A 13206-nucleotide genomic window follows, 5' to 3' on the forward strand; every position below is an offset into this window, starting at 1 on the left:
CGTTTGATGCTAGTCGCACCGCCGCGACCTGCCCAGTAAGCCAACCGCCGCTCTCACGGGGCTCAGAGCCGGCTCACAACCCGCTCAGAGCTGCGCCTGCGACATTGTGAACGTCGTTCATCGGGGGCGAGATGGGGTCGTGGCTATGAGGAACCGTGCCCTGCCCGCGGTGATCGCCGTACTGGTCGCCGCCGGGTCGCTGGCGGCGGCGCCGGCGGTCAAAGCCGACATCGACTTTTACTGCCGACCCGGATGCTGGGGCGCGGCCGCGGGGTCGCTCTCGACCGGAGAGGAATCCATCCGGCTCAACTACCGGACTCGGCATGAGGCGGAGGACGCCGCCGTGTTGTGGTGTGACGTCAAGGGAAAGACGAACGACTGCGAGGTCCTCGCGTCGGGATTGGGTTGCTTCTCGATCGCGGAGAGCAGCGACGGGAAGGTGTTGGCGGGGCGAGAGGCGCTCACCCAGGACGCGGCCGATGCGGCAGCGCTGGACGGGGCCGGACCGGGGTCGACGGTCGACCTGCGCGACTGCAACGGCTGACCTTTCCTGCATATCCCGCAATGCGCGGTAACCTCATTCTCATGGCTGAACCGACCGAGGAAGCCGAAGTGACGCGCGGTGACCGCTTTATCAAGACGGCCGTCGCGATCCTGGGCGAAACGGGGCGCACCGACTTCACCGTGCAGGAGGTCGTCGCGCGCTCCAAGACCTCGCTTCGCGCCTTCTACCAGCACTTCAGCAGCAAGGACGAACTGCTCCTGGCGCTGTTCGACCGGACCATCGCGCAATCGGTGCAGGCCTGGCGCGCCGAGACCAACGGACTGGACAGCACCGCCGCGCTGAAGCTGGTGATCGACCGCGTCAGCCAACAACCCGAGTCGAGCACCCAGGACAGCCTCAACCGGGCGTTGAGCCTGTACAACCAGCATCTGGCCGAAACCCGCCCCCGCGAGTACACCCGGGTGCTGTCCCCGTTGCATCAGTTGATCCGCGACATCGTCGGGCAGGGAATCACGGAAGGGGTCTTCAACCCGGGACTCGATATCGGGGCCGCGGCCGCGATCGTCATGCAGACCATCATGGGCGCCCAACGGTTGCACTGGCTGGGCACCGAATTGATCGGCAAACCGATCGACGCCGGGCAGCTCTACGACTACTGCAGCCGCGCGCTGGGCATCCGGGAGACCGACGAGGAATCGGCCACGCCCACCCTGGGTGAGCTGTTCGCGCAAATCGGAATGCGGCCGGGCATCCACAACGGCGAGTTCGCGATGACGATGCCGGTCAGCCCCAATGTCGTCAACACGTCCGGCGCCCTTCAGGGCGGCTTGATCGCCACGCTGGTGGACGTGGCGGGCGGGCAGTTCGGGCTGGACTATCTGCAGCAGGGCACCACCATGACCACCGCCGACCTCTTCATCCGCTACCTGCGCCCCATTCGGCAGGGCGCCGCGCGCGCGGTCCCCAGGATGCTGCGGTCCGGTCGGCGCGCGATGGTCATGCAGGTCGACATCTACGGCGACGGCGACGAGCTCGCCGCGACCGCGACCGTGAATTTCGCAATCATCAACGGGGCGACGCCGACCGGCCTGCAGGCCGACATTTAGCTCCCGGTACTCCTTGTCGCGCAGAAGTGGTAACGTCATTACCAGATACTGAGAACCACAGACTTCCGCAAGGAGATCGCCATGCCGTCTCGCGAACTTTCCTTCCCCGTGTTCGACGCCGACAACCACATGTACGAGCCGCAGGAGGCGCTGACCAAGTTCCTCCCGGACAACCGCAAAAACGTCATCGACTACGTGCAGGTGCGTGGCCGCACGAAGATCGTGGTGCGCGGCCACATCAGCGAATACATCCCCAACCCCACGTTTGAGAAGGTCGCCAAGCCCGGTGCCCAGGAGGACTACTTCCGCAACGGCGCGCAGGGCAAGAGCTATCGCGAAATTCTCGGCGAGCCGATGAAGGCCATCCCCGCGTTCCGGGAGCCGGGCGCGCGGCTGGAGGTCATGGACGAGCTCGGCATCGACTATGCCCTGATGTTCCCGACCCTGGCCAGCCTGGTCGAGGAGCGCATGAAGGACGACCCGGAGATGACCCACGACGTCATCCACGCGCTCAACCAGTGGATGTACGAACAGTGGTCCTTCAACTACGAAGACCGCATCTTCGCCACCCCGGTGATCACCCTGCCGATCGTCGAGCGCGCGCTAGAAGAACTCGAGTGGGTCCTCGAACGCGGCGCCCGCACCGTGCTGGTGCGCCCCGCACCGGTGCCCGGCTACAAGGGCAGCCGGTCGTTCGGCCTCGAGGAGTTCGACCCGTTCTGGCAGGCCTGCGTCAAAGCCGGGATCCCCGTGTCGATGCACGCCTCGGACAGCGGTTACTCCGAGTTCGCCAACGTGTGGGAGCCGGGCGACGAATTCCTGCCGTTCAAGCCGACCCCCTTCCGCAGCCTGGTGATGGGCCACCGGCCGATCATCGACGCGATGGGTGCGCTGGTGTGCCATGGCGCGCTGTCGCGCAACCCCGAGTTGCGGATCCTTTCCATCGAAAACGGCGCGGATTGGGTGCCGGACCTCTTCAAGGGCCTCAAGGGCGTCTACAAGAAGATGCCGCAGTCGTTCAGCGAGAACCCGATCGAGGCGTTTAAGCGCTGCGTGTATATCACCCCGTTCTGGGAGGACCGCTTCACCGAGATCGTCAAGATGGTGGGAACCGACCGGGTGCTGTTCGGATCGGACTGGCCGCACCCCGAGGGCCTGAAGGACCCCATCTCCTTCGTCGACGAGCTGACCGACTTCGACCAGGAAGACGTCGCCAAGATCATGGGCGGCAACCTGATGAAGCTGATGAAGGTCTCCTCGCCTGCGAAAAAGCCGGTCTCAGCCTGAGCGGTCGGCGTCGTCGATGATGGAGACGACGCCCCTGGTCTCGAACACCGCGAGGCGAACGCCCGCGGGTGTTTGGTGGCCGTGCTGGCGCAGGATCGCGTCCAGGTCCGAGTGCGTGAGCCGGCAGCGTTTCAGGTTCGCCTCATCGAGTTCGCCGTCGCGGATCAGCACCCGCACCGGCGGGTCTACCAGACGGCGCACCCACGGGACGAACCGCAGCCGCGCGACCAGGTCGTGGGCGGCGATCAAAACGATGAGGGCGGCCGCCCCGGTTAACCACGAAGTGTCGGCGGCCGTCGCGGTTCGCCCGACAATGGCGCCCACCGCGACGGCGGTCACCCAGTCGAACGGCGTGAACTCGGCGATGGTGCGCCGCAACATGAGCCGGAAAGCCGTTGCGGCGGTGATGAATAACGCGAGCGCCTTGAGCGCGGCAAAGGCCGCCGGGCGCCAGCCGTCGACGAACTGCAGCAGCAGATCCCTCACGTCGACGCGATTCGGGTTAGGCGGGGACCGCTCATGTGACCTGAGGTACCCCTCGACATCCGGCGTAACCACGGGACGTGCCGGGATAGCTGTTAGCAAACTGATGCAATGGGCACCTAACAGGCGTTGCTAATCTGAATATCTACGTGTGCAAACGCCATGCATTCGACCCGGTTGCGTGACTGCATAGCGAGGTTCCGCGGGAAGGGACGGCCAGATGGTCGCCGAAACGGATTGGGACAACACCGTTGGTGTGCCCGACGACGTTCGGCGTGTCTTCGAGAACGTTCCCGCCATGCTGGTCGGCCTGAAAGGGCCCGACCACCGGTTTATCGCGGTCAACTCGGCCTACCGGGCATTCAACCCGACCGGCAACCCGGTGGGAAAGCTTGCGCGCGAGGTCTTCCCCGAGCTGGAGAGCCAGCAGATCTACCAGATGTTCGACCGGGTCTACGCGACGGGCGAACCGCAAACCGGAACGGAATGGCGGCTGCAGGCCGACTATGACGGCTCGGGAATCGAGGAACGGTATTTCGACTTCATCGTCACGCCTCGTCGTGGGGACGACGGATCGATCGAGGGTGTGCAAATCATCTTCGACGATGTCACCGTCCGGGTGCGGGCGCGGGAGGCCGCCGAGGAGCGGATGGAGGAGCTGTCCGAGCGCTACCGGCACGTCCGCGATTCGGCAACCATCATGCAGCAGGCGTTGCTGGCCCCGTCGGTGCCTATCGTTCCCGGCGCCGATGTCGCTGCGGAGTACCTCGTCGCCGCGGAGGACACCGCGGCCGGTGGCGACTGGTTTGACGCGATGGCCCTGGGTGATCGGCTGGTGCTGGTCGTTGGCGACGTCGTCGGGCACGGCGTCGAGGCTGCGGCGGTGATGTCGCAACTGCGCACCGCGCTGAGGATGCAGATTGCCTTGGGTCACAACATCGTCGAAGCGCTCGAAGCAGTCGACCGCTTTCATGAACAGGTCCCCGGGTCGAAGTCGGCGACCTTGTGCGTCGGTTCGCTGGACTTGGCGACGGGCGAATTCCAATACTGCACAGCGGGACACCCACCACCGCTGCTTGTCAGCGCCGGCGCGGGCTCGCGCTATGCGGAGCCGACGGGTGCGGGTCCCCTAGGCAGCGGCACCGGATTCCCGGTACGCACCGAAGTGCTCGAGATGGGCGGCTCGGTCCTGCTGTATTCCGACGGTCTGATCGAACGTCCCGGCCGACCGCTGGGCGCGAGCACCGCGGAGTTCGCCGAGCTGGCCGCCAACATCGCCGCCGGCAGCCGCGGCTTCGTCATCGGTGCACCGGGCCGGCCAATCGACCGGATTTGTTCGGAGACACTGGAATTGCTGCTGCGGTCGACGGGCTACAAGGACGACGTCACATTGCTTGCGGCGCAACGGCGCACACCGCCCGAACCGCTGCGGATCACGCTGGACGCGACCATTCATGCCGCACGCGCGGTCCGCGCCGAGCTTCGTGAGTGGCTGTCGGAAATCGGCGCCGACCTCGACGACATCTGTGACGTCGTCCACGCGGTTTCGGAGTTTGTCGAGAACGCGATCGAGCACGGGTACGCGACAACGGTTTCCGACCGGCTTTCGAAATGGATCGTGGTCGAGGCCGCGCTGGCCGGCGATGGCAACCTGCACGCCTCGGTGGTCGACCAGGGGCGGTGGAAGGACTACCGCGAGGGCGAGGGAGGCCGCGGGCGCGGACTGGCCATGGCCGAAGCGTTGGTGGACAAGGCTCAGGTCACCCATGATGACGGCGGGACGACGGCCAGCCTGACGCACCGCCTGTCGCGGCCGGCGAACTTCATCACCGATACGACCGTCAGCCGCTCAACCCGCCCACGATCCGTCAACTCCGAATTCGTCTCCTTGGTCGGCGAGGCCGGCCGCATCGTGGTCAGCGGGGATGTCGACGCGGCTACCGCAGCTACCCTGGACCGACAGATCGCGGTCGAAAGCCGTTCCGGCGTAGCGTCGTTGACGGTCGACCTCAGCGGGGTAACCCATCTCGGGTCCGCGGGCGTGAGCGCCCTGGCGGCCGCCCGCGACCGGGCGCGCACCCAGGGCGGTGCCCTCACGCTGGTCGCGGCCCCCGGGACCCCGGCACATCATGTCTTGTCGCTGGTCCAAATGCCCGTGGACAACAGCGATCGCTAAGCGCTCTCGCCGACGGACAGCGCCGGCAGGTCAGCGGCCCTGACCGTGCCGAACCTGATTGAAGGGCACCCCACGGTCGGCGGCGTATTCCCGGGGGAAGCCCAGCACCCGTTCGCCGATCACGTTGCGGGCCATCTCGGTGGTGCCGCCGCCGATGGCGACGTTCTGCCGGGACAGGTACCGCAGCCCGGCCTCGAGGCCTTCGCCGACTTCGCCCACCACACCGGCGCTTCCGGTGATCGCCATCGCGGCGTCCAAGTCCATGGTCACCGTCTCGGAGTGAAAGAGCCTGATCAGGGTGCCCGCGGTGGGGGGCAGCACGCCATCCCGGACATTGCGGTAGACGTGATCGATCAGCTGCTCGCCGACCGCGCGCTGCACGAGCACCCGGCCGGCGATCTCCTGGATGCGTTCGTTGTCGGCCTGGCCCATCTTCTCGGCGAGCGCCACGTAGTCGACCGGCGTTGTGTGTCCGCCTTCGTGGCCGGCGCCACTGGCGAACTCCGAACCCTGCCCCACCGCGCGGCGTTCGTGGTACAGCTGGCGCGAGGCGACCGCCCAGCCGCCGTTGACCTCGCCGACGACGGCGTCATCGCCGACGTCCACACCGTCCAGGAACTCCTCGCAAAACTCGGTGGACCCGCTCAGCATGGTGATGCGCCGCAACGTGATTCCCGGATGCCCGATGGGCACCAGAAACATGGTCAGGCCTTCGTGCTTGGGCGCGTCCCAGTCGGTGCGCGCCAGACACAATCCGTAGTCGGCGGCGAAAGCGCTTGTGCTCCAAGTCTTTGCGCCGTTAATGATCCAACGGTCGCCTTGGCGTTCGGCTCGGGTGATGACACCGGCCAGGTCCGAACCGCCGCTGGGTTCGGACAGCAGTTGCACCAGGACTTCGTCGCCGCGCAGGGCGGCCGCGATGTGCCGCTTCTTCTGGTCCTCGGTTCCGGTGTCGAGCAGGGTGGCGCAGCAGATGGTGAACGTCGGGGTGTTAAGGATCAGCGGCATCTCGTAGCCGAGTGATTCGGCGTCGAATGCCTTCTGGTACTCGTAGTCCAGGCCCAGGCCACCGTACTCGCGCGGAAAGCAGATACCGGCGAATCCCCCCTCGTAGAGCCGCTTTTGCAGTTCGCGGGCCCTGTTCCAGGATCGCTCGTCGTCACGCGGTGCGGGCGGCGGGTTCTCGGGGTCGATGGCGGGCAGGTTGTCCGCCAACCACACTCGGGCCCGGGCCGCGAATTCGGCGACGGTTTCGGTGGTGGTCATCGGGAGTTCGTCACCGATCGGGCCGCCCGCTCCGCGTCGTACACCCTCAGGTTATGTTCCTCGGGCGTGCCGAACATGGAGCGGTACAACGTGACCCGCCTCAGGTAGAGGTGCAGGTCGTGTTCCCAGGTGACGCCGATGCCGCCGTGCATCTGAACGCAGGCCTGTACGATCCGGCCCGCCATCTCGCCGACGTATGACTTGGCGATACTCGCCGACAAGCCCGCCTTGGGCGAACACGCGGCGACGTCGGCAACCGCCGCCGACGTGGTGGCACGACACGCTTCCAGCCACAACTTCATGTCGGCGAAGCCGTGCTTGAGGACCTGGTAGGAGGCCAGCGGCCGGCCGAATGTATGCCTGTCCAGCGCCCATTGGACGGTGAAGTCGAACACCGTTTGCAGAATGCCGACCACCTCGGCGCACTGCAGCACCTGGGCGAGCTGGCTCTGCCGCCCGATCAGCGCGGCGGCCTCGGCGGGGCCGCCGACTGCGGCGGACCGTTCTACGACCACGCCGTCGAAATCGACTTTTGCGTATTGCTTGACCAAGTCGACCGACTGCTGCGGCGTGATCCGGACACCGGGCGCGTCCGCTGGCACCAGGAACTGACGAACACCGTCATCGCATCGCGCCACGACCAACAGCACCCCACTTTGCGCCCCGGCCTCGACACGGTCCTTCACACCGTCAATGCGGAAACCGGATTCCGTCCGGGTGGCCGCCACCGAAGGATCCAGGGGAGCCCAGCCCCTGCCCGGCTCGCAAACCGCCCACGACGCCACGGTTTCACCGGACATCAGCGACTCGATGGTCTCGGCGCGCGCCTGCGGATCGGGGCACTCGGCGAGCGCCGCGAGCACGACGCTGACCGGATACAGCGGCCCGGGCGCCACCGTCTTGCCCAGCTGCTCGGCGACCATGGCCAGGTCCACGACGCCGCTGTCCGAGACGCTGCCACCGCCCAACTCCTCCGGCACGAGGAGGGCCGTCCAGCCGAGTTCGGCGGCGCGCCGCCACCACGCCGGGTCGAAGGACAGTCCTGCGGCGTGCAGTTCGCGGACGCGACTCAGCGGCGCTTCTTTTTGCAGAAAGGCCTGGGTTGTGGATGCGAAGAGTATCTTTTCGGGAGAGTCGACAGCGGTCATGATGCCGGCAGATTCGAGAGGAAACGTGGGTGGTTGATCATCCGCCTGGTCGGTTCTCGTCGGAGTTCGCTGTGGATTCTGATGTTAGCAATGAGCAGTACGGTAAGAGATACCGGAGTCCAATCGATAATGATCATCACGAGCGGTAATCGCGGTGGCTGAGGCGAACGAAACGCCCGATCATTCGACCGCATCGGAGGCCGACGCCAGGGCGTTGCTCGAGGAGGCCGAGGCAGAGGCCGCCGCGGCCGAAGCGCGAGCCGCCGCGGCCCTAGCCCGCGCCCGCGCCGCTCGGCTGCGACGCGAGGCCCTCGGGTTGCCGGATCCCGACGAGTACGACGAGGCGGACGAGGATTACGCCGCGGACGAGGACGAGGACGAGGACCACTACGAGGACGACGAAGAATACGACGAGGACGACTACGACGAGTCGGTAACCGAGCAAGCTGCATGGCGGCGGCGAATGCCGCTGCTCGCCGCGATTGCGGCCGTCATCGGCATCATCGCCTTCGTCGGCTCCAGCGCATACATGGTGCTTCAACATCGCGACACCACCAGGCACCAACAGCGCGAAGCCGCGTTCGTCGCCGGGGCCAAGCAGGGTGTCCTCAACATGATTTCGTTGGACTTCAACAAGGCCAAGGCTGATGTCCAGCGCGTGATCGACGGCTCCACCGGCGAATTCCAAACCGATTTCCAGCAGCGGGCCAACGACTTCATATCGGTGGTCATCCAGTCGAAGGCGGTCACGGAAGGAACCGTGCACGCCGCCGCCCTCGAGTCCATGAACGACAACTCGGCGGTGGTATTGGTGTCGGCGACATCGCAAGTCACCAATTCCCCGCCGGGCAAGGACGAGCCACCGCGAATTTGGCGCCTCAGGGTGACGGTCGCCGATGTCGGCGGGAAATACAAGATGTCGAAAGTTGAGTACGTGCCGTGACCGAAGACGTGCGCGACATCGACTCGGCCGCACCGGAACCCACCGAGGGGCCGGCCGAAGACGACGACACCTCCGTCGCCGAGGAGCCAATCGGCGAGGAGCCCACCGACGACGAGCCCACCGACGACGTGGCCGACGACGAAGAGTCCACCGACGACGAAGAGCCCGACGAAGCCGCGCCGATCGAGCGCCGCCGCCGCGCCCTCTCGCCCAGGGCCCGCAAGGTCATTGCGGCGGTTTTGGTTGCGCAGCTGCTGATCTCGGGCGGCGTGGCGACGTGGCTGTACTTCGAGCAGTACCGGCCGGACCAACAGACCGACGCCGGCGTCAGGCGCACCGTGGTCAACGCCGCGACCGATGGAACGACCGCGGTACTGTCGTATTCCTCCGACTCGCTCGACCAGGACTTCGCGGCCGCCAGGACACACCTCGCCGGGGATTTCCTGTCGTACTTCGACCAATTCAGTCAGCAGACGGTGGCCCCGGTGGCCAGGCAGAAGTCGATGAAGACCAAAGCCAAGGTGACCGGCGCCGCCGTGTCGGAACTGCGCCCCGATTCGGCGGGGGTTCTGGTCTTCGTCGATCAGGTCACGACGACCAAGGACAGCGCCCAGCCGTCGGTGGCGGTCAGCAGCATCCTGGTGCGCATGTCCCGGATCAACGGCAAGTGGCTGATCACCAAGTTCACACCGGTCTAGCCGCAGCCGCTACATGGCGAACACGCGGCGCAGCGTCTGGGCGTGCAGCGCCCGGTTCTCTTGCGCGACAACCCAATCGGGAACCAAAGAATCGAAGCCGTTGAATGTCGCTGCGATGACGTGCAATTCGGTGTGGACGTAGGCGTGCAGTAGCCGGTTGGCGTAGGCGATGGCTTCGTCACGGCACGGGTCGATCTCGGAGCAACTGATAAACGTGGGTGGCAGCCCCTCGAGGTTGGCCCGATGCGCGGGGACGTATTGACCGCTCGCCGTGGTGTGGCCGAGGTAGTGGCCCCAGGCCCGGCTCACGGCAGGACCGTTGAGGCCCGGCGTGCGCTGGAACTCCCGGCGCGACGGGGTGGCATCGGAATCGAGCATCGGCTGGTGCAGGATCTGCACCAGCACCGGCGGGCCCTCCTCGTCGAACACGCGCTGGGCCAGGCTCGCGACCAGCGCCGCACCGGCGTCGCGTCCCATCACCGCGATGCGGCTGGGGTCGACGTCCAGCTCGGCGCAGTTGTCCACGGCGTAGCGCAATGCCGTATCCACGTCGTCCAACGCGGCCGGACACGGGTTTTCGGGTGCGAGCCGGTAGTCGACCGAGACCAGAAGGCAGCCGGCGGCACGGGCCAGCTCCACGCAATGCGCGTGATCGGTGTCCAGGTTTCCCGTCACGAAGCCGCCGCCGTGGGCGTATATCACCAGGGGCGCCAGGGTTCCCGCGCCGCCGCGATACAGGCGAATGCCCAGCGATTGGCCGTCCGGACCGGCGATCGATCGCGATTCCACGGCGACACCTTCGGTTTCGACGGCCGCGGCCCGCTCGGCGGCCTGGGCGTCGGCCTCTTTGCGCTCCGCGGGCAGTGTCTCGGTGCGGAACTCGACGACACTCAGCTCGATCGCCGCATCACGCAGCACCGGGTCGATCCGGCTTAGGCCTTGCGGCCGCGTCAGGTTGGTCTGCGTCATACCCCTCAACTTCCGTCCGGGAAACCATCTTCAAGGTAGACCTGCGATTCCATGTGGTGGAAGATGCGGTACCTATCACCGCGAAAAGTCAGCAACCACGTGATCCAGCTGTTACCGGTGTGCGCAACATCGGATTCTTGCCCGGTGCAACTCCATTGGCTCAGCAAAACGCAACGCGCCACTCCCCCGGCCAACCCCTCGGCGGTCCACAACCGTGACGACACCGAGGCGCGCTTCAGCCGACTGCCGATCCTGGCCCAGTGCCGATCGAGCTCGTCGGCGCCGACCAGCGGCACCGCGTATTCGTCACCGATGTAGATCGGCCGCGGGTCCCGGCGCTCCCACAGGTTGGCGACGCCGGCGAAGTCCAGCGCCGACCACTTCTCGTCGTATTCGCTGACCAAAGAGGCCAGCCTGGCGGCCAGATCGGCCACCTCGTCACCGTTCTCCGGGGAGCGCCTTCACGGTCGCCGGTAGCCCGTACAGAGCCGTCGCGTTGCCGCGCATGATCCGCTCCCGTTGGGCGGCCGGGAACCGGTTGATCGCGTAGGTCGGCGAGTCGTAGCTCCAGTGCGGGTAGTCCGTCGAGAACATCAGGTTGTCGCCGAGGTCCATCAACTCCAGGTACTCGCGGAACTGCACGGTGTCGACGTCTTCCAGCGGCTGGGTGGTGAACCGGACGTGTTCGCGCACATATTCCGACGGGCGGCGACGCACGTGGGGCAGGTCGCCGCGGCGCGCTTCCCAGATCCGGTCCATCCGCGACATCACCGGCATCGCCCAGGTGAACCCGCCCTCCACGAAGACCACCCGCAGGTCCGGGTGACGATCGAAGGCGCCGTCGAACACCAGGCTCATCAGGTGCGAGACGTACAGCAACGGCCACGAGGCGAAGAAGTCGTGCCAGTGCGCGGGGTTGCCGACCGGGTACAGCGGTATCAGTTCGAAAGGCGTCTGGCCCATCAAATGCGTGGCGATCGGGAAGCCGTTGCGTGCGGCCGCCTCGTACAGCGGGTCGAAATGCGGGTTGCCGAAAGGGATCCCACGCGTCTGCGGTGTCATCAGCACCTGGGCCATGTACGGATGTCCCGCCCACCGTTCCACCTCGCGACCGGCCTGCTCCGGCGTCTGCGCGCTGACGCTGATCGATCCGCGCCAGCGGCCGTGCCAGTTGTACTTGTCCAGCCAGACGTCGGCGAGCCAGTCGTTGTAGGTCGATTTGAGCACGTGTTCGGCCTGCGGCAGTTGCGCGTCGCACATCGGCTCGAGCGTCGCGATGCTGACACCGGCGTCGAGAAGCAACTGCTTGGCCGCGAAATCCGGATCGCTGCCGGCGACTCCGCCGCCGGGCGGGGCGGCGTCGAGGCGCAACGACATCGTCTTGTACGAATCGGGTGTGTCGTAGAAATGCGGGACGGGGCTGACGGCGTTGCCCGTCGGCCAGATCTTGTCCACCCATTCGGCGGGCGCGTAGGACTTGAGCACGTCGGCCGAGACCGGCAGCGGGTGCACGTCGGTGTCGACGATGGTGACCGCGATTTCGTCCTCTTGACCGGTCGGCGAGTCGAGTCGTTCGATCGTTGTCATCAGACACGCTCCTTAAGCCCGTACAGCTCAATGGCATTCCGCCACAACACCTTGTCGCGTTGCTCGGCGTCGAGCCCCGCCGCACTCGCCTCCGGCGGCGACGTGGACCAGTGCGGGTAGCTCGATCCGTACATCAGCAGGTCGGACTTGCCGGTGAAGTCCATCCAGCGCCCCATCGCGCCGGTCTCGGTCGGCCCGTCGAACGCCGACGAGCAGAACCGGACGTGGCCGGGCAGGTATTCGCTGGGATACCGGTCCACCCAGGGTGTCTGGTCGCGCATCGACAGCCAGAACGTGTCCAGCCGCCACATCAGCGGGGTGAGGATGTCGTAGCCGCCGTCGGCGAACACGAACTTCAGGCCCGGGTGCCGGCCGAACACGCCCTCGATGATGAGCGTGGCCAGGTGCACGAAGTAGTTCAACGGCATGAACGCCGCGTACCCCGGATAGGTGTGCGCGTGCCCGGCGAAGGTGGGCGGGTGGTCGACGCCGTTGCCGCCGTTGATGTGCACCGCAACCGGCAGCCCGTGCGCGGCGGCGGCCTCCCAGATCGGCTCGAACATCGGTTTGCCGTACGGCTCGCGCGACTGCATCGGAACACCCACCTGCACCAGCTTGGGGTGACCGGCCAGGCGCTCGATCTCGGCCACCGCGCCCCTGACGTCCTCGGGGTTGACCCGGATGGTGCCCCGAAAACGGTCGGTGGTGTCGGGCTCCAGCCAGCGATCCAGCAGCCAGTCGTTGACCGCGGCGCAGATGCGACTGTTGAGCAGGTAATCGGCGATGTTGCCGCGGGTCAGCGGGTTGAGGATGGCGTAATCGACGCCCATGTCGTCGAACAGGTGCCGGCCCATCGTTTCGGGATCCGAGCCCGGGTAGTGCTCGCCGTAGAGGTCCGCCCGGTAGTCGCCACCCGGCGCCTGATACCACTGCTGCTCGACATCCGGGATCGAGCGCAGCTGATGCGCGGCCGGGAGATAGCGGCGTATCTCGGCGTTGTAGCGGAAGTGCGGCTGCACGTTGGTGTCGATGATCATG

At 66.4% G+C, this 13206-nt stretch carries 13 protein-coding genes; 6 read left to right on the forward strand and 7 right to left on the reverse strand.

What is annotated here, in order from left to right:
- Positions 1–145: 145 nt before the first annotated feature.
- The 3 genes from N415_RS04930 (at position 146) to N415_RS04940 (ending at position 2898) form a co-directional block, all read left to right on the forward strand.
- Positions 146–544, forward strand: a complete 399-nt coding sequence (locus N415_RS04930) for a DUF4189 domain-containing protein (protein ID WP_068177796.1) — start codon at positions 146–148, stop codon at positions 542–544.
- A gap of 41 nt (positions 545–585) precedes the next feature.
- Positions 586–1611 carry a hotdog fold thioesterase gene (locus N415_RS04935; RefSeq protein WP_068178116.1) on the forward strand — a complete coding sequence of 342 codons (1026 nt, stop codon included), beginning with the start codon at positions 586–588 and terminating at the stop codon, positions 1609–1611.
- An 81-nt stretch (positions 1612–1692) separates the two neighbouring features.
- Positions 1693–2898 (forward strand): amidohydrolase family protein, encoded by a 1206-nt coding sequence (locus N415_RS04940; RefSeq protein WP_068177798.1) that lies wholly within the window; start codon positions 1693–1695, stop codon positions 2896–2898.
- Here N415_RS04940 and N415_RS04945 read toward each other — a convergent pair.
- A complete protein-coding gene (locus N415_RS04945; protein WP_068177800.1) occupies positions 2890–3384 on the reverse strand; it encodes a YetF domain-containing protein in 495 nt (164 codons plus the stop codon). The two genes, N415_RS04940 and N415_RS04945, sit on opposite strands and share 9 nt — an antisense overlap.
- Before the next feature lie 217 nt (positions 3385–3601).
- Here N415_RS04945 and N415_RS04950 point away from each other — a divergent pair, with 217 nt between their 5' ends.
- A complete protein-coding gene (locus N415_RS04950; protein ID WP_068177803.1) occupies positions 3602–5557 on the forward strand; it encodes a SpoIIE family protein phosphatase in 1956 nt (651 codons plus the stop codon).
- A gap of 30 nt (positions 5558–5587) precedes the next feature.
- On the opposite strand, the gene N415_RS04955 is transcribed toward N415_RS04950, so the two are convergent.
- Complete coding sequence (locus N415_RS04955) at positions 5588–6823, reverse strand: acyl-CoA dehydrogenase family protein (protein WP_068177805.1); 1236 nt, start codon at positions 6821–6823, stop codon at positions 5588–5590.
- Positions 6820–7971, reverse strand: a complete 1152-nt coding sequence (locus N415_RS04960) for an acyl-CoA dehydrogenase family protein (protein ID WP_068177807.1) — start codon at positions 7969–7971, stop codon at positions 6820–6822. The genes N415_RS04955 and N415_RS04960 overlap by 4 nt, the downstream gene beginning before the upstream one ends.
- 154 nt (positions 7972–8125) lie before the next feature.
- On the opposite strand from N415_RS04960, the gene N415_RS04965 reads away from it, so the two are divergent.
- Positions 8126–8914, forward strand: a complete 789-nt coding sequence (locus N415_RS04965; protein ID WP_068177808.1) for a hypothetical protein — start codon at positions 8126–8128, stop codon at positions 8912–8914.
- A 182-nt stretch (positions 8915–9096) separates the two neighbouring features.
- Positions 9097–9612 (forward strand): hypothetical protein, encoded by a 516-nt coding sequence (locus tag N415_RS04970; protein WP_239645456.1) that lies wholly within the window; start codon positions 9097–9099, stop codon positions 9610–9612.
- A 9-nt stretch (positions 9613–9621) separates the two neighbouring features.
- Here N415_RS04970 and N415_RS04975 read toward each other — a convergent pair whose 3' ends face one another.
- The 4 genes from N415_RS04975 to N415_RS04990 are packed head-to-tail and all read right to left on the reverse strand — an operon-like array spanning position 9622 to position 13205.
- Positions 9622–10581: an alpha/beta hydrolase gene (locus N415_RS04975; protein WP_068177810.1), complete on the reverse strand. Its 960-nt coding sequence runs from the start codon at positions 10579–10581 to the stop codon at positions 9622–9624.
- Between the two features lie 5 nt (positions 10582–10586).
- Positions 10587–11015, reverse strand: coding sequence for a hypothetical protein (locus N415_RS04980; protein WP_068177812.1), 429 nt, complete (start codon positions 11013–11015; stop codon positions 10587–10589).
- A 4-nt stretch (positions 11016–11019) separates the two neighbouring features.
- Positions 11020–12168 carry an amidohydrolase family protein gene (locus N415_RS04985; protein ID WP_068177813.1) on the reverse strand — a complete coding sequence of 383 codons (1149 nt, stop codon included), beginning with the start codon at positions 12166–12168 and terminating at the stop codon, positions 11020–11022.
- Positions 12168–13205, reverse strand: coding sequence for an amidohydrolase family protein (locus N415_RS04990; protein WP_068178122.1), 1038 nt, complete (start codon positions 13203–13205; stop codon positions 12168–12170). Before N415_RS04990 ends, N415_RS04985 begins: the two co-directional genes overlap by 1 nt.
- Position 13206: the final 1 nt, after the last annotated feature.

Source organism: Mycobacterium sp. UM_CSW (assembly GCF_000455205.1).
In the GTDB taxonomy this organism is placed as follows: domain Bacteria; phylum Actinomycetota; class Actinomycetes; order Mycobacteriales; family Mycobacteriaceae; genus Mycobacterium.